General features: G+C 45.6%; 15 protein-coding genes. All 15 read left to right on the top strand.

The window, feature by feature from the left end:
• The first annotated feature begins 30 nt into the window (after nt 1–30).
• The 15 genes from BLHYD_RS16120 (at nt 31) to BLHYD_RS16050 (ending at nt 17,472) form a co-directional block, all read left to right on the top strand.
• On the top strand, nt 31–759 hold the full coding sequence (locus tag BLHYD_RS16120) for a histidine phosphatase family protein (RefSeq protein WP_021845835.1): 729 nt from the start codon (nt 31–33) through the stop codon (nt 757–759).
• Between the two features lie 76 nt (nt 760–835).
• Complete coding sequence (gene recQ / locus BLHYD_RS16115; protein WP_260784584.1) at nt 836–2,710, top strand: DNA helicase RecQ; 1,875 nt, start codon at nt 836–838, stop codon at nt 2,708–2,710.
• A 1-nt stretch (nt 2,711) separates the two neighbouring features.
• A complete protein-coding gene (locus BLHYD_RS16110) occupies nt 2,712–3,353 on the top strand; it encodes an endonuclease III domain-containing protein (protein ID WP_040350934.1) in 642 nt (213 codons plus the stop codon).
• 78 nt (nt 3,354–3,431) lie between these two features.
• Nucleotides 3,432–4,277, top strand: coding sequence for a DUF5685 family protein (locus BLHYD_RS16105; RefSeq protein ID WP_005951825.1), 846 nt, complete (start codon nt 3,432–3,434; stop codon nt 4,275–4,277).
• Nucleotides 4,270–4,905 carry a J domain-containing protein gene (locus BLHYD_RS16100; RefSeq protein WP_055164741.1) on the top strand — a complete coding sequence of 212 codons (636 nt, stop codon included), beginning with the start codon at nt 4,270–4,272 and terminating at the stop codon, nt 4,903–4,905. The genes BLHYD_RS16105 and BLHYD_RS16100 overlap by 8 nt, the downstream gene beginning before the upstream one ends.
• The gene (locus BLHYD_RS16095) at nt 4,896–5,429 is read left to right on the top strand and encodes a hypothetical protein (protein ID WP_005951819.1); all 534 of its coding nucleotides are present in this window, start codon (nt 4,896–4,898) and stop codon (nt 5,427–5,429) included. The genes BLHYD_RS16100 and BLHYD_RS16095 overlap by 10 nt, the downstream gene beginning before the upstream one ends.
• A gap of 563 nt (nt 5,430–5,992) precedes the next feature.
• On the top strand, nt 5,993–6,838 hold the full coding sequence (gene licT / locus BLHYD_RS16090) for a BglG family transcription antiterminator LicT (RefSeq protein WP_005951817.1): 846 nt from the start codon (nt 5,993–5,995) through the stop codon (nt 6,836–6,838).
• A 112-nt stretch (nt 6,839–6,950) separates the two neighbouring features.
• Nucleotides 6,951–8,921 (top strand): beta-glucoside-specific PTS transporter subunit IIABC, encoded by a 1,971-nt coding sequence (locus tag BLHYD_RS16085; RefSeq protein WP_005951815.1) that lies wholly within the window; start codon nt 6,951–6,953, stop codon nt 8,919–8,921.
• A gap of 13 nt (nt 8,922–8,934) precedes the next feature.
• Nucleotides 8,935–10,368, top strand: a complete 1,434-nt coding sequence (locus tag BLHYD_RS16080) for a 6-phospho-beta-glucosidase (protein ID WP_005951813.1) — start codon at nt 8,935–8,937, stop codon at nt 10,366–10,368.
• Between the two features lie 379 nt (nt 10,369–10,747).
• Nucleotides 10,748–11,530, top strand: coding sequence for an SDR family oxidoreductase (locus BLHYD_RS16075; RefSeq protein WP_021845844.1), 783 nt, complete (start codon nt 10,748–10,750; stop codon nt 11,528–11,530).
• 41 nt (nt 11,531–11,571) lie between these two features.
• Nucleotides 11,572–12,816 (top strand): MFS transporter, encoded by a 1,245-nt coding sequence (locus BLHYD_RS16070; protein ID WP_005951809.1) that lies wholly within the window; start codon nt 11,572–11,574, stop codon nt 12,814–12,816.
• Between the two features lie 19 nt (nt 12,817–12,835).
• Nucleotides 12,836–14,269 (top strand): FGGY-family carbohydrate kinase, encoded by a 1,434-nt coding sequence (locus tag BLHYD_RS16065; protein ID WP_040350933.1) that lies wholly within the window; start codon nt 12,836–12,838, stop codon nt 14,267–14,269.
• Between the two features lie 31 nt (nt 14,270–14,300).
• Complete coding sequence (locus tag BLHYD_RS16060) at nt 14,301–15,752, top strand: FAD-binding oxidoreductase (RefSeq protein WP_021845846.1); 1,452 nt, start codon at nt 14,301–14,303, stop codon at nt 15,750–15,752.
• Nucleotides 15,749–16,540 carry an electron transfer flavoprotein subunit beta/FixA family protein gene (locus BLHYD_RS16055; protein WP_005951801.1) on the top strand — a complete coding sequence of 264 codons (792 nt, stop codon included), beginning with the start codon at nt 15,749–15,751 and terminating at the stop codon, nt 16,538–16,540. The genes BLHYD_RS16060 and BLHYD_RS16055 overlap by 4 nt, the downstream gene beginning before the upstream one ends.
• Nucleotides 16,537–17,472, top strand: a complete 936-nt coding sequence (locus tag BLHYD_RS16050) for an FAD-binding protein (RefSeq protein WP_260784581.1) — start codon at nt 16,537–16,539, stop codon at nt 17,470–17,472. The genes BLHYD_RS16055 and BLHYD_RS16050 overlap by 4 nt, the downstream gene beginning before the upstream one ends.
• Nucleotides 17,473–17,490 lie beyond the last annotated feature (18 nt).

The following is a 17,490-nucleotide window of genomic DNA, read 5'->3' as shown; positions in this document are numbered from 1 at the left end:
GATATCAAAGATGCCAAGAGGAGAAAGAGTATGAAACTTTTGATTATCAGACATGGAGATCCGAATTATAGTATCGATTCTCTGACGGAGAAGGGTTGGCGGGAGGCGGAATATCTCTCTGAAAGATTATCGGGTATGGATATAAAGAAATTCTACGTGTCTTCAATGGGACGTGCAAAGGATACTGCGTCTTTTACTTTGAAGAAAATGGGACGTTCCGCAGAAGAATGTAAATGGCTTCGGGAATTCGCGCCCCTGATCTGCCATCCCGGCGAGAAAGAAGAAAAAATTGTCTGGGACTGGCTGCCTCAGGACTGGACAAAAGAAGAGCGGTTTTATCAGAAGGACCATTGGTTTGAGCCGGAACTGCTCCGGGAGGCGAAAGTGCGCGAAGAGTATGAGTGGGTGACCGGTGAGCTGGACCGCCTTTTGGAGAGACACGGTTATGTGCGGGAAGGAAATTACTATCGTGTCAGGGAGGCGAATACGGACACCATCGTATTTTTCTGCCATTTTGGACTGGGATGCGTATTGCTGTCGCATCTTCTGGGAATCTCTCCCATGGTGTTGTGGCATGGTTTTTGCGCGGCTCCCACGTCGATTGCAGAGGTGGTGACCGAGGAGCGCCGAAAAGGAATCGCCAGTTTTCGGATGAGAGCATACGGAGATACTTCACACCTGTACGTGAAGGGGGAAGAGCCTTCAAACTCTGCGCGCTTCTGCGAGTGTTATGATAATGTACAGGAAAGACATGACTGATAAAGGACTGCCGCCGCGGGAATGAGAAACGGCATATAAGAATGGATTTTGGACGGCGGCTGAGAATAGGAGCAAGATGATCGGGAAACCAGAAGAAATATTAAAGAGTATATTCGGTTACGATTCCTTTCGGGAGGGTCAGGAGACCTTAATCAAGAGTACGCTTCAGGGAAGGGACTGTCTGGGGATTATGCCCACCGGAGCCGGGAAATCTGTCTGTTTTCAGGTGCCGGCTCTGCTTTTTTCAGGAATCACACTGGTGATTTCACCGTTGATTTCTCTGATGAAAGACCAGGTGACTTCTCTGAATGATCTGGGAGTCCACGCCGCCTACATCAACAGCTCGCTGACGGAAGGACAGTACCGCAAGGCGATGGAGTACGCCTCTTACGGCAGGTACAAATTGATCTATGTGGCCCCGGAGCGGCTGATGACGGAGTCTTTTTTAGAACTGGCCAGGAAGATAGAAATTTCCATGGTCGCTGTGGATGAGGCGCACTGTATCTCGCAGTGGGGCCAGGATTTTAGGCCCAGCTATCTGAAGATCGTGGACTTCATCGAGCAGCTGCCCAAAAGGCCCGTCATTGCTGCGTATACGGCGACGGCCACCAAGGCAGTCAAGGAGGATATCCTGTGCATTCTGGGTCTGAGGCAGCCGGAAGTGGTTGTCACCGGCTATGACAGAAAAAATCTGTATTTCGCGGTGGAAAAACCAAAAGATAAGCTGGCGGCGCTGTTAGGCTACCTGGGGAAACATTCGGGAAAGAGCGGAATCATCTACTGCAGTACCAGAAAGGCCGTGGAGGAGATTTATGAGGCGCTTTTGGCCCAGGGCTGTCCCGTGGTCAGATATCATGCGGGGCTGAGTGAGGCAGAGCGCAGAAAAAGTCAGGAAGCTTTTCTCTACGACGAGAGACCAGTCATGGTGGCGACGAACGCTTTCGGCATGGGAATTGACAAGTCGAATGTGCGATTCGTGGTGCACTATAATATGCCGAAGGATATCGAGAGCTATTACCAGGAGGCCGGGCGAGCTGGAAGAGACGGTGAGCCGGGGGAATGTGTGCTGTATTATTCCGGAAAAGATGTGAAAATTCAGGAATTTCTGATTGAGCAGCAGCCGGAGAATGAGGAGTTAGGCCGGTCTGAGAACGCCTTGATACGGGAGCGCAGTCACGAACGGTTAAGGAGAATGACTTTTTACTGTTTCACCAATGAGTGCCTCCGAGATTACATTTTGCGGTATTTCGGGGAGTACGGCAGTGCCTATTGCGGAAACTGTAAAAATTGTCTGACAGAATTTGAGTCCATAGATGTGACAGAGGATACAAGAGTTATCCTGGAGTTTGTGCAGTCAAGTGGAGAAAGATATGGGATTCAGGCAGTGGTGGATGGAGTGCACGGGTCAGAGAGTGCAAAAGTGCAGAAGTTCCGATTACAGCAAAACCCTTATTACGGTGTGCTAAGACATAGAAGTCTGGTCCGTTTAAAACAGCTAGTCAATGATCTATTGGTGAAAGGTTGCTTGGACTTGACAGGAGGCAGCTATCCGATTCTGAAGCTGACGGTGTTAGGGCGAGAGATTCTCTACGGGGAGAAGGTACAGACCATTGTCTTAAAGCTGCCAAAAGAACGGGAGGCAGCTCAGAGAAAGAAAAAGACTGCCAAAGACATATCGCAGCCGGGGCGCCCAGAATTGTTTGAGTTGCTGCGCAAAAAGCGGTATGAGATGGCTCAAAAAGCCCATGTGCCGCCGTACATTATTTTTTCTGACAAGACTCTAAGGGAGATGAGTGTTCATCTGCCGGCAGATCAGAATGCTATGCTTCAGATCAATGGGGTAGGCGGCCACAAATTAGCAAAATATGGCGGAGAATTTATGGAAGTGATTCGGGAGTACTGCCAGAAGAATCACAGAGAGAACGGAAGAGGAATGGGAGATGAAGAGTAAAATGACGAAAGAGAAACTGGCGTTGGAGATTATAGATAGACTGAAAAAAGAATATCCAGACGCAGGCTGTACGTTGGACTACGAGGATGCCTGGAAACTGCTGGTGAGCGTTCGGCTGGCCGCGCAGTGTACAGATGCCAGGGTAAATGTGGTGGTACAGGGATTGTATGAGAAATATCCCACGGTACACGATTTGGCCCAGGCGGATGTGGCGGATATCGAAGAGATTGTAAGACCCTGCGGATTGGGAAAGAGTAAAGCACGGGATATCAGCGGCTGTATGAAGATGTTGGAAGAGGAATACGGCGGCCAGGTGCCTGCCGATTTTCAGAAGCTGTTGAAATTGCCTGGGGTGGGAAGAAAGAGCGCGAATTTGATTATGGGAGACGTATTCGGAAAGCCGGCAATTGTCACGGACACACACTGTATTCGGCTGGTGAACCGGATGGGACTCGTAGATCAGATTAAGGAGCCAAAGAAAGTGGAGATGGCTTTATGGAAGCTGATTCCGCCGGAAGAGGGAAGTGATTTTTGCCACCGTCTGGTCTATCATGGAAGAGATGTCTGTACAGCGCGGACGAAGCCTCACTGTGAGAAATGCTGCGTGAGAGATCTCTGCGAGAGAAACGGCGTGGAAGATTAAAATTGGCGAAAATGTGCAGGATAAAAAAGAATAGGGAAAAATACGATAGATTTGGAATATAGACGAAGAGGGAATCGTATGTTTGGATATGTGACCATTTGTGAACCTGAATTGAAAGTAAAAGATCTGAGAAAGTATAAGGCGTATTACTGCGGGCTGTGCCAGGAGCTGAAGGAGGCTTATGGGGCAGTTGGGCAGATGACGCTGACCTATGATATGACCTTTGTGATTGTACTGTTGACTTCCCTGTATGAGAGTCAGACAGAGTTGACGGAACATCGCTGCAAAGTTCATCCGGTGAAGAAGCAGAAGATGCTTCGAAACGAGATCACGCAATACGGCGCGGACATGAATATCTTGCTGACTTACTATAAGTTGGCGGACGACTGGATTGACGAAAAGAGCATCCGAAGCCTGCTGGGAAATGGTTTTCTGCGCAAGAGAGCGAGAGAAGTGATACGCAGATATCCCAGACAGAGCAAGGCGATTCGCCGTTCACTCAGGGAGTTGTCCAAGTGTGAGCAGCAAAACAGCATGGACTTGGATAAGACTGCAGGCTGTTTTGGAGAGCTGATGGCGGAACTTTTTGTCTATAAGCGGGACATGTGGGAAGAGCGTCTGCGAAAAATCGGATTTTATCTGGGGAAATTTATCTATCTGATGGATGCCTATGAGGATTTGGAGGAAGATCTGCAGAAAGATTGTTACAATCCTCTGAGAAAACTCAGCCAAAGGGAAGACTACGAAGAGGAAATAAAGAGAATTCTCTGCATGATGATTGCGGAATGCTGTGCGGAATTTGAGAAGCTTCCCTGCCTATTAGATGTGGACATTTTGCGCAATATCCTGTATGATGGTGTGTGGAATCATTACAAAAATATTCAGAAAAAACTCATGGACGGAAAGGAAAAGAAAGATGTCTAAGAACCCGTATGATGTGTTGGGGATATCCCCGGATGCATCGGATGATGAGATAAAGAGAGCATACAGAGACCTTACCAAAAAATACCACCCAGATGCCAATGTAAACAATCCTCTGGCAGAGCTGGCTGAGGAGAAATTTAAGGAGGTCCAGGAAGCTTATGACGAGATTATGAAGCAAAGAGAGTCTGGCGGCGGATATTCTGCTTACGGTTCTTCTGCTTATGGCGGAGGCGCCTCTTACAATGGCAGCCCGGATGTGGAGATGCAGGCTGTCTTTAACTACATTAACAGCAGACATTACCGGGAGGCATTGAATCTTTTGAATCGTATGCCAAACAGGAATGCGATGTGGTATTATGCCAGCGGCGCGGCGAACGCGGGAATCGGAAACAACGTGGTGGCTAGGGAACACGCGGCCCAAGCCGTAAACATGGAGCCGAATAATCTACAGTTTCGCCAACTTTTGAATCAGTTGGATTGGAACAGCCAAAGATACCAGAACAGTCCGTACGGGGGTGGATATGGGACAGGTGGAAGCTCTTGTGGAACTGGAAATGTCTGCTGCGATTTGTGGTGTGCGGACAGTTTATGTGAGTGTATGGGAGGAGATCTTTGTTCATGCATGTAAGGGCAAGAGCGATAGCCTTCGGCGGCTTGGCTGTGGCGCTTTCCATTGTGTTTATGATCTTGGGCAGCGTCATTGAGTCCAATACGCTGTTTTTGTTGGCCGCTGCCTCATATTTTGTAGGAATTGTAATCCGGGAATTCGGATTGAAGATAGGTGCTGCTTTCTATGCGGCCAATGTGATTTTGGGACTTCTGATTGCGCCGAATAAGTTTTATGTGATTTCTTATGCAGCGATGGGGCTGTATATCTTTCTGGTGGAGGCAGCATGGCAGGTCATGGCGAGAGGACCTCGGAGTGCGCAGAGGAAGAGCTTCTTTTGGGTGGTGAAATACCTAATCTTTAATGCTATGTTTTTACCAGGACTTTTCTTCTTCCAGGATTTCTTCTTTTCTGGGAATCTGTCTTTGGGTATTTTAACCGGTGTGGCTATTGGGGGACAGCTAGGGCTTTGGATTTATGACCAGGCCTATGAATATGTTCAAAGGCATCTCTGGAATAAATATCGAGGGCGTCTGCTGAGATAAAAGGGGCAAAGGCGGCATGGAGCAAGAAGGCTTTCATGTCGTGGCCCAGAGCGGTGTCGGAATCTAATTGTTTGCAAGAAAAGAGCCTTCTGAGAGCTTTATGTAAAATACTCAAAAGTAGTATGCTGAAACTGGATAAAATGTAGAAAATTTAGGGAATACACTAGCTGGGGTTGACTTTTATTATGGGATATGTTACATTTCCCATGTCAATAAGGATAGTGATTGCGTAAGCAAGCTAAACCTATATACAGAGATATGTTTAAAAGCGGGGGCTTTTAAATCTATTTGTGTGTATAGGTTTTTTTATGTAATAGGAAAGACCTTGTCACGATAATGTGTGAAAGCCCTTTCCTATTACATAAACGCTCCGCTAGGGATGCGCACGCCGCAATAAAGTAGTACACCGCAAGGCGGGCTGCGGCGGCGCGCAAAGTGGGACGCGCCCCTCAAAGATTGAGGGGATGGGAGAGTTGAAGTGGGCTTGCCCACTTTGTTATGCCATGTGTCAGGCGGAAGAGGACCTCACAGACGTATAGACAAATCGGAAGGGGAGACAGTCGGTGAAAATTCATAAGGTATTGAATAATAATGTGGCCGTAGTTTTCGATGAGAAGGGCCGGGAAAAGATCGTTATGGGGCGGGGCATCTGCTTTAAAAAGAAGGCAGGAGAGAACGTCAAGGAGAAAGAGATTGATAAGATTTTTTCTTTGCAGGCTTCCGATGCACAGAACAAATTGCAGGTTCTGGTACAGGACCTGCCGATGGAGCATATCACGGTGGGCGAGGAAATTATCTCAGAAGCGAAGCAGCGCCTTGGAAGAGAATTAAACGATATGATTTATATTTCCCTGATCGACCATGTGCATGGCGCAATTTTGCGGCTGCTGGATGGTATGACTGTGAAAAATGCCTTGCTCTGGGATATCCGGAGATTTTACAAAGAAGAATTTCAGATTGGTCTGTGGGCGTTGGACCTGATTGAAAAGAAATGTCATCTGCGTCTTCCAGAGGACGAAGCGGGATTCATTGCCCTGCATCTTGTCAATGCTCAGATGGAACAGAAGTCCATGCAGAATATGTTTGAGATTACGCAGATTATGCAGGAGGTTGTCAATCTCGTAAAATACTATTTTCATGTGGATTTTGACGAGGAAGACGTCTATTATTATCGTTTCATTACGCATTTAAAATTTTTTGCGAAGCGTTTGGTGGATCATAAAACGTACCAGGAGGATGACAGTGATGATCTTTGGAATGTGATCCGAACCAAATATCCGGATGCTTATCAGTGTGTGGAAAAAATTGCACAGTTCATCGAGAAAAAATATAAGCATCGTCTCTCGAAGGAGGAAGAACTGTACTTGACAATTCACATTGAGAGAGTGATTCATAAGACAAACCGCTAGAGAACAGATGCAAGTCTGAACTTTAATATAAATATCAGATATGCCAGGGTGGTGACATTAAGTTGGCCAAACCTTCTATATAAAAATACTTTTTAAAGATGGAGGAAAGACAATGGGAAAGTATGAGAACCTGGCAAAAGATATTGTCAGAAACGTGGGTGGAAAAGAAAATGTCAGCAGCCTAACCCACTGCATCACAAGACTTCGCTTTAAGTTAAAGGATGAAAGCAAAGCCAATGACGAAGTCTTAAAGGACATGGAAGGTGTCGTGACCGTGATGAAAAGCGGCGGCCAGTATCAGGTGGTAATTGGCAACCATGTACCGGAGGTTTACGCGGATGTGATGCCTCTGCTGGGTCTGGAAGAGGGCGAAGCCAGTCAGGAGGATGAAGGAGACGAGAAGTCCAAAAATCTCTTCAATAGGATGATCGACGTGATTTCCGGTATCTTCCAGCCTATCTTGGGAATTATGGCTGCCTGCGGTATGGTAAAGGGCTTCAACGCTCTGTTCGTAGCACTGGGGCTCTATACGGATACCTGCGGCGGATACCTGATTTTAAACGCCATCGGAGACGGGCTGTTTACCTTTATGCCGGTATTCCTGGGCTATACTGCGGCAAAGAAATTCAACATGAAGCCGATGCTGGGACTTGTAATCGGAGCGATCATGTGCTATCCGTCCATTCAGAATTCTGCGCTTTCGGCAGGTGGGGAAGCCTTATATACACTGTTTCAGGGGACGATGTTCGAGTCTCAGGTATACACAGATTTCTTTGGAATTCCGTTGATTGCCATGGACTATACAGGAACCGTCGTGCCGGTAATTTTCGTGGTATACTTTGCGTCAAAATGTGAAAAACTCTTCCAGAAATTCATTCCGGATTTGGTGAAGTTCTTCTTCGTGCCAATGTTGACGCTACTGGTGGCGATTCCGGCGGGACTTTTGATTATTGGACCGCTGGCAACCTTTGGTTCTACCCTGATTGCGGAGGGCGTTATGGCAGTGCGTAACTTCAGTCCTCTGCTGGCAGGCGGTATTGTGGGACTGTTCTGGCAGATTCTGGTAATCTTTGGCCTTCACTGGGGCTTTATTCCGGTGTATATCAACAATATCATGACCAATGGCTTTGACAATGTCATGATGCCGTTTTTCGCCTGCACCTTCGCGACCTCAGCTGTGGTGCTGGCAATCTTCTGTAAGACCAAAAACAGACACTTAAAGGAGATGGCTTTGCCAAACTTCATCTCTGGTATCTTCGGCGTGACGGAGCCGGCCATCTATGGTATTTTGCTGCCTTTGAAGAAACCGTTTATCATCAGCTGTGTGGCAGGCGGAATCGGCGGAGCATTTTACGGAGCCTTTAATTTCCGAAAATTTATGGTAGGCGGTATGGGAATCTTTGAGCTTCCGGCTATGATTGAGCCGGATGGAAGCTGGGGAAACTTTATCGTTGCTTTGGCTGGAATCGGAATTACCATGGTGATTGCGTTTGCGGCGACGATGATCCTGTATAAGGACAAGAAGGAAGAGGCTGTAGAGGTACAGGATGGTGAAGAGACTTTGAAGCAGGTTTCTGAGCCTGAGGCGGCTGTTCAGGAGAAAGAAGAAAAGCAGGAGAGCCTGTTTGTCCAGACGGAAATCGCAAGTCCGATGAAGGGAAAAGTTCTGAAATTGGAGTCTATCAAAGATGACGCGTTTGCTTCTGCGGTTTTGGGAAAAGGAGCAGCAGTGCTTCCAGAGGAAGGCAAGGTTTACGCACCGGCAGATGGCGTGATTTCCACGTTGTTCCCTACGCTTCATGCTTTGGGCATGGAGACGGATGAGGGAGTGGAGCTTCTGATTCATATTGGACTGGATACCGTGCAGTTAAACGGTGAAGGATTTGAAGCGAAGGTAAGCCAGGGCGACCGTGTCAAGAAGGGACAGCTACTAGTGACTTTTGACAAAGAATTCATCGAGAGCAAGGGGTACTGTATGGAGACGCCAGTGATTGTGACGAACACCGACGATTTTCTGGAAGTAGTGGAGATCGGTGAAGGCGAGACTGTTCCTGGCGACGGCCTGCTGAAAGTGCTGAAATAAGGAGAGGACAGATATGGGATTTCGAAAGGATTTTATGTGGGGCGGTGCCACGGCTGCGAATCAGTGTGAGGGAGGCATTTTCGAAGGCAATAGGGGATTGGCCAATGTGGATGTATGTCCTTCAGGCCCAGACCGAAGTGCAGTGATTACGGGGCAAAAGAAGATGTTGAGGATGGACGAAGACCACAGCTACCCGGCCGCGGAGGCCATCGATATGTACCACCATTTTCGGGAAGATATAAAATTGTTTGGAGAGATGGGATTTAAAGTCTATCGGCTGAGTATCGCATGGACCAGGATTTTTCCAAAGGGCGACGAGCAGGAGCCGAACGCTGAGGGACTTCAATTCTACGAAGAGATCTTCAAGGAATGCCGGAAATATCAGATTCAGCCGCTGGTGACGATTTCTCATTTTGACTGTCCGGTTCATCTGATCGAGGCATACGGCGGCTGGCGAAACCGGAAGCTGATCGATTTCTATCTGAGATTGTGTGAGGTTTTGTTCCGCCATTACAAAGACTATGTGACCTATTGGTTGACTTTCAACGAGATCAACATGATTCTTCACGCTCCGTTTATGGGTGCGGGGCTGTGCTTTGAGGAAGGAGAGGACCAGGAAAAGGCGAAGTACCAGGCGGCTCACCACGAGCTGGTAGCCAGTGCATTGGCGACGAAGCTGGCCCACGAAATAAACCCGGAAAATAAAGTGGGATGTATGTTCGCGGCAGGTAGCGCTTATCCTTATTCCTGTAAACCGCAGGATGTATGGGAGGCACTGCTGACCGACCAGGAAAATTACTTTTTTGTGGATGTGCAAGCCAGAGGCTACTATCCGTCCTACGCGGTGAAACGGTTGGAGAAGAAAGGGGTATTTCCCCAGATGGAGCCGGGGGATGAGAAGATGTTACAGAGCTGGCCCGTGGACTTTATCTCATTTTCCTATTACAACAGCCGGTGTGTGGCGGCTCCTGGAGGAGAGCAGGAAGAAGCGGAAGGAAATCTCTTCCGGTCTGTGAAGAACCCTTATCTGAAATTCAGTGAATGGGGCTGGCCCATTGATCCGCTGGGGTTGCGCATTACCTTAAATCAGGTCTATGACCGGTACCAGAAGCCGCTGTTTGTCGTGGAAAATGGTCTGGGGGCTGTGGATACTCCAGATGAGAATGGTTATGTGGAGGATGATTACCGGATTGATTACCTCAGAGAACATATCCGGGCTATGAAGGCTGCGGTAGAAGAGGATGGAGTCGATCTGATCGGCTATACGTCCTGGGGGCCTATTGACTTAATCAGTGCCAGTACCGGGGAGATGAAGAAACGCTATGGCTTCATCTACGTGGATAAACAGGAAGACGGCAGTGGTACGTTGAGACGTTTTAAGAAGAAATCCTTTGAGTGGTACAAGCGTGTGATTGAAACTAACGGTGAAGACCTTGGAGAATCATAAGTAGGGAAAAGTTTAAGGGCTTAATCTAAATGTCTTCTACAGGGAATCGACAGGATATCCTTCGTGGAAGCCAAGGATGTCTTTGTAAAATGCCTCTGAAGATAGTGATTTGCAGTGTCAAAAATATGATATTTTAGAAATTGTCATATTGATTTTGTGCAATACAGACAAAAAATCTGAAATATATTTATGGTATTTTACAGGTTAGATTCACTTGCATGATAATCAGATATTTGATACAATCAACACATAAATTAATAGAGCTCGTTAGAGAAGAAAAGCGAAAAAGATAATGGTGATATTATCTTTTTTGCTTTTCTTTTTTTTGGCAGACGTGTCAAAAAATAAGAATTCAATGATTTCAGGAGGAAAAAGTGATATGCATAATATTGAAGATTTTAGTTTGAATTTATTTTCATTAAAAGGAAAAAACGCTATTGTAACGGGCGGTAATTCAGGTTTAGGCCAGGGGTTCGCGACAGCTCTTGCGAAAGCAGGTGCTAATATTCTTGCGGTAAGCATTATGGATGATGGCGGAGAGACAAAAGAAATTATTGAAAAATGCGGCGTAAAATACAAGTTGGTGATTACAGATATTACAGCAGAGGGAAATTGTAAAAAAGTAGTGGACACTTGTATAGAAACATTTGGCAGTGTTGATATTTTAGTAAACTGCGCAGGAAGAGGAATTAACATTCAGGATGTAACAAAGTTTGGAAAGGATTCTTGGGATAAAGTGGTTGCGTTGAACCTGTCAGCGGCCTTTGAAATGACACATGAGGTATGTAAGCCTATGATTAAGCAGAAGAGTGGAAAGATCATTAATATTGGATCGCTGTTTACGTTTTTGGGCGGCCAGTGGGATCCGGCTTACGCGGCAACAAAGCATGGGATTTCTGGTTTGGCAAAAGCCATGTGTGATGAACTTGGACAATGGAATATTCAGGTAAATACCATCGCACCGGGATACTTTGCTACTAAGCTGACAGCGGATACGAGAGCCAATGAAGATGCAAGCCGCAGGATTTTGGAACATATTCCGGCGAATCGCTGGGGAGAAGTTTATGACTTAATGGGAGCGTGCGTGTTTTTAGCCAGCGACGCGTCGAATTACGTTAATGGAACTGTTCTGACGGTTGATGGGGGTTATCTGGTTCGATAGTAACTGTATGAAAGAGTGTTTGAGATAGGGAGGAATGAAATATGGAAAATAAGAAAAATAAATGGATTACTTTCGCAATTATCTGTCTCACAACAGGAGTGATTACAGAACTTCCGTATATGCGGTGGCAGTTGTATGAGCCGCTCAGAGAATTTTTAGGTCAGAATAATACACAGTTTGGAATGTCTGCGAGCTTATTTGGACTGTTATCGATGATCTTATATATTCCGGGAGGATGGGTTGCGGATAGATTTTCCCATAAAATTTTGTTTACGGTATCTTCTATTGGATGTGGTCTGTTAGGCTTCTGGCTTGCCGCGGCGCCTGGTTTCACAAGCGTTATGATTATTCATGGTTTATGGTCGATTACGAATATCGGTTTATTCTGGCCAACTATGACAAAGGCGATAGCATTGCTGGAAGATAGTCAAGGACAGGGAAAGGTTTTTGGTTATTTCGAAGGCGTCCGAGGTATATTTGTCGTTGTTATGTGGCTGGGCTTGATGCAAGTTTTTGAGCATATGGGCGGAATGAGAATGGTAATTATTGTAATGTCCATTTTAGCCATTCTAAGTGGTATTTTGTCTTTCTTTTTTATGCCAGACAATAAAGATGCTGAAGCTGCAAGTTCTGGTACGATTTTAAAGGATATGGGCGCGGCACTGAAATATCCAGTAACATGGCTGTGCGCGGGAACTATCCTTTGTGTTTATTCTGTTTATAATGCATCTTCTTATATGCAGCCCTATTGTCAGGAAGTACTGGGGATGACAGCCGTAGTTGCCGGATATGTAGGAATTCTCAGGAAAGACATTATTCGTTTAGCAGCGGCTCCATTCAGCGGGTGGCTTTCTAAAAAATGCGGCGGAAGATGTGCGATCTTAATTGGGGCATTTGGGATGATGCTTGTGGCTACCCTGGCGGTGTTGCTTGCATTGCCGTCAGGCGGCAATTTTGTAGTGATGACGATTATTATTATGGTGGTCTCTTCCTTTGCGATTTATGGTATGCGCGGCATGTATTACGCAATTATTGGAGAAGCAGGAACCCCAGCAAAAATCTACGGAACTGTGTCAGGAATTGCCATGTTCATCGGATTTTCACCAGACTTTTTTAATCCGACGTTAATTGGAAGCTGGCTGGATCAATATCCAGGCGCTGCAGGATACAGAATGATCTTTATTTATATGCTGATTACGATGCTTGTGGGTATTGGATTCGTTATCCTATTAGTACGGCATAATAAGAAAAATAAAGTGGAAAACGTAAATGCTGCGGACGAATAAAAAAGACGGAGGTGGGCAAATGAAGTATGTGATCGGAATTGATGGAGGGACACAAAGTACGAAGGTTTCTGTCTTTACATTAGATGGAAAAATTGTCTGTGAGCAGAAGAATGCCTTACGGCCGCTTTATTCACCGGACGCGGATACTGCGGAGCATCCGGATGATGATTTGTGGGATTCTCTGAAGATGACGGGACATCAGGTTATGGAGAAATTTGAAGGAGATCCAGGAGATATTATTGCAATCGGTTTGGGAAGTATTCGATGCTGCCGTACGTACCTGAAAAAAGATGGAACGCTGGCGTACCCAGTTCTGAATTGGATGGATAAACGGCTTGCCAGACCATACCCGGGAGATATTCCAGAGTTTCAGTATCTGAGTACAACTACGGGTTATCTGACAGTGCGCCTTACCGGTCAATTCTACGATACGGCAGCCAATTATGAAGGAGTATATGGTCCATTTGACAAAGAAACCTGGAATTGGAGCGAAAATCCAGAGGATTATGTACCCTATAATATAAAGCGAGAAAACCTATTCGATCTGGTTATGCCAGGAGAAATATTGGGAAAGGTAACCAAAGAAGCTGCTGCAGATACTGGCTTCCCGGAAGGCTGTCCCGTCATTGCGACAGCAAATGACAAAGCGGCGGAAGGACTCGGAGCCGGAATCATTGATGATTCGTCCTGTCTGATTTCTCTCGGAACCTATATAGGCGGGATGGTCAATGGCCATGAGTTTAATGACAGCGCACAGTGCTATTGGTCAAATCTTTCTGCCATTCCTAAACGATATCTGTATGAAGGTATGACAGGAATACGGAGGGGAATGTGGAGCGTATCTTGGTTTAAAGAGATTCTTGGTGAACCATGGGAGAATCTTGCGAAGAAAGAAAAAACCTGTGTAGAACAGCTTCTTGAAAATGAGGCGGTTCATATTCCAGCCGGAAGTGACGGCTTGATTACGGTTCCAGAGTTTTTATGTCCGAATGATATTCCGTACAGAAAGGCTATGATGATAGGTTTCGATGGGAGACATAAACGGTCCCATATGTACCGTTCTATATTGGAAGCCATTGCAATGACGATGCATATGAGCATGGAAGACATGTTTGAAGAAATGGGATATAAGCCGGAACGGTTGATTATTTCTGGTGGAGGGTCAAAATCCAAATTGTTTATGCAGATTTTTGCGGATGTATTTGGAATGCCGGCCGTTCGAAATGAAGTTACGGACGCGGCAGGAGTGGGAGCGGCAATTTGTGCGGCCATGGGTGTAGGAGCTTATGACTCTTATGAAGAGGCAGTGAATAAGATGGTGCGTATTGAGGATGCGTTTCAGCCGGATCTTGAGAATACAGAATTATACGCCCGTGTAGAAAACAATGTATATAGGACAATTAAAAATTATTCGGACCCTGTAAACCGGGAAATTTATCGTATTTTTTTATAAGAAATTAAGAAAGTAAGTGAGGGAGATTAAAATGAGCAGAAGAGATGAAATTGCAGAAAAAATGAAACAGATTGTGGGGGAAGAGAATGTTGTGACAGACAAAGAAGTGCTGGAAGACGCAACTCATGACAGATTTCGTAAATATGAGGGGTATCATAAGGTATACACGAATCCGTTGCCAGCAGCAGTTGTATTTGTGAACAATGCAGAAGAGGTGTCAAGTGTTCTTAGGTATTGTAATGCAAAGAAAATAAATGTCGTGCCAAGAACAGGGCATTCTGCAACAGAAGGCGGACTTGAGACTATCGTAGAAGATTCCATTGTGCTTGACGGATCTCATATGAACAAGATTATTGAGATTGATGAAGTAAACATGCAGGCAACAGCAGAATGTGGCGTTGTACTGGAAGATCTTGAAAATGCAGTGAGAAAACTTGGATATACTACAGGGCATTCTCCCCAGTCCAAACCGATTGCTCAGATGGGCGGTCTGGTAGCAACCCGATCAATCGGCCAGTTTTCTACTTTATACGGTGGAATAGAGGATATGCTAGCGGGAGTGGAGACGGTATTTCCGGACGGAACCATCTGTGATATTAAAGCGGTTCCTCGCAGAAGTGCGGGGCCGGATATTCGCCATGTGGTACTTGGCAACGAAGGGGCGCTGAATTTCATCACAAAAGTAACCGTAAAATTGTGGAAATATTATCCGCAGTTCCATGAATGTATGGGATATACCTTGGATAATATGCATGACGGATTAAATATTATGAGAGAAGTTATGGTAGAGGGATATCGCCCATCCGTCGCGAGATTATATGACGCGGAAGACGGAAAGGAGCATTTTTCACATTTTGCAGCGGACAAATGCGTTCTCTTGTTTGTGACAGAAGGACCGGAACTTATTTCCCATGCTACAGCGGAAGGAATCCGTAAGATTATGGAAAATCATCCGGAGTGTACCCAGGTGGAAACAAAGCTGATTGAAACTTGGTTTGCGAACCTAAACTGGGATGCGGCAAGAATCGAAGAGGAACGAAAAGAAGTTTTGGAGACCAATAATGTCTGCTGCACAACAGAAATTTCAGCGCCATGGAGTGCCGTACATGAAATTTATGATGTCTGTGTTAAAAGAATCATGGAAGAAATCCCAGATATCACTATATTTGGAGCGCATGCATCCCATTGCTATCCAAATGGAATCAATCTCTATTTTGTATATTGGTACAATGTAGTGGACTGTACGCCGGAGAATGAAATTACAAAATATCACCTGCCGATTAAGAAGATTATCTGTGAAGAGACTATCAAGGCAGGCGGTTCCATGTGTCACCACCATGGGGTAGGAAAACACCGCACACACTGGATAGACAAAGAACATGGCTCTGCGCTTTATATGGTGAAAAAGCTGAAGGAAGCGTTTGATCCGAACGGTATTATGAACATGGGAACAATCTTACCTTATAAAGGGGAAAAATTATGAGATTGTTAGTTTCGTTTAAGCTTTGTCCTGATCTTGAACTGCTAAAAAAGGAAGACATTATCGTAACGGAGGAAATGGGGATAGACACCCATTTCCTTCCTAATATTATAAATTGCTATGATGAAAGTGCGTTAGAGTTAGTGCTGCGTCTTCGTGACAAAATAAAAGAAGGCGTTGTTGAATTATCTGCATTTACTGTTGGAGGAAAACAGACAGAGCTCACTTTAAAAGGATTGAGAGCATTGGGGTTTCTTCATACGGTAAGGGCGGACGCTGAACAAGAAGAGATTCAATTTTTTCCAGAACTGGTGGCGGAAACGCTGGCATGTTATGTGAAAGAGCATCCGCAGGATTGTATATTGCTGGGAAGAGAAGCACCTGCTGGAAATCATGGCGTCATGGCTCAGTTGGTATCTGAAAAACTAAACTGTCCTTCTGTTGGTCCGGTTATCGATCTTATGGAAATGGATGAGAAGTCTGTGACAATTCTTGTGTCAGAGGGAGGAAGCATAAAGAAGCAGACCATAAAACTTCCGTGTGTATTATGTGTGGGGAATGCGGTAATCAGTAAATTAAGGATTGCTACTTTACGTGAACGGATGAAGGTATCGAAGACAGAAAGTGATAATATAAGCCTGGTATATCCGGATTCTAGGCAGATGGCGAAACCGGAAAAGATAACTCCGATAAAAGCAAAACGCCGGTGTTATCAAACCTGGAAAACAGGAAAAGAAGCGGTACAGGATGTGTTGCGGAATGGATTGCAGAAAGTGTTGGAGCAAATATGAAAATACTATTCATTATACATGGAATTCATAATCAAATACTTGAGATGGCCCGAAAGAAAAAGCAGGCGTTGAGTGCTAAGCTGGGCTGTACGGTTGACTCCTGCATTTATGGTGAAGAAAAAGAACTTGAGCATTTGAACTTAGCAGTACTGGGCGGAAAGATCTACATTTTACCGTCGGACTCTTCTGGGACAGAAGTTATAGCGAGGTCCTTACATGAGTTGATGAAAGAAACAAAATCTACAGCAGCAGTTGTGGCAGATGGGGAGCAATCTGGAGAACTCGCGGTCGGTCTGGCGAGGCTATTGGAGGTACCATGCGCTGTAGCGGTTACGAAACTATGGATGGACGGAGAAAGTGTTTTTTGTCAAAAAATGGTATACAACAATATGGTATGCGCGGACTACCGGCTGCCGTTAAACTTTGTAATCAGCGAAAGATTTGCTGTGGGAAATCTTGCGAATAAGCAGCCAGAGCCTTCAAAGATTATTGAGCTGGAGCCTTGCGGTCCTTCAGACTATTTTCTGAATAGCATCACTCTGGGAGAACGTAAAGAACGGAAGGCGTCGCCGATTTTGATCGCGGCAGGAATGGGAATTCAAACAAAAGAAGAAATCGTAAAAATCAGAGAATATGCAAAATGTTGTGGATTTTCTTTTGGGGTTTCTCGGCCGGTAGCTATGAGGGGATGGGCGGATATCAGCGAAATTATTGGAGTGTCCGGAGAGATTTACGCGCCTGAGCTGACTGTCGCTATTGGAATATCAGGGGCTGCGGCATTTATGGCGGGGATAGAGCAGAGCCGCTATATATTAGCGGTCAATTCGAATCCGGATGCGGTGATCGCTGAGTTATCCGATGCTATGATTGTTGATGAATATCAGAATGTGTTACCTGAACTATTTGAATATCTGAAACAGTGGAAAAGATAATGAAAGAAAAAGATTGCG

It is taken from the genome of Blautia hydrogenotrophica DSM 10507 (assembly GCF_034356035.1).
Taxonomy (GTDB): Bacteria; Bacillota; Clostridia; order Lachnospirales; family Lachnospiraceae; genus Blautia_A; species Blautia_A hydrogenotrophica.
Note: the sequence above shows the minus strand (reverse complement) of the source record. Positions and strands in the feature narration are given on the sequence as shown.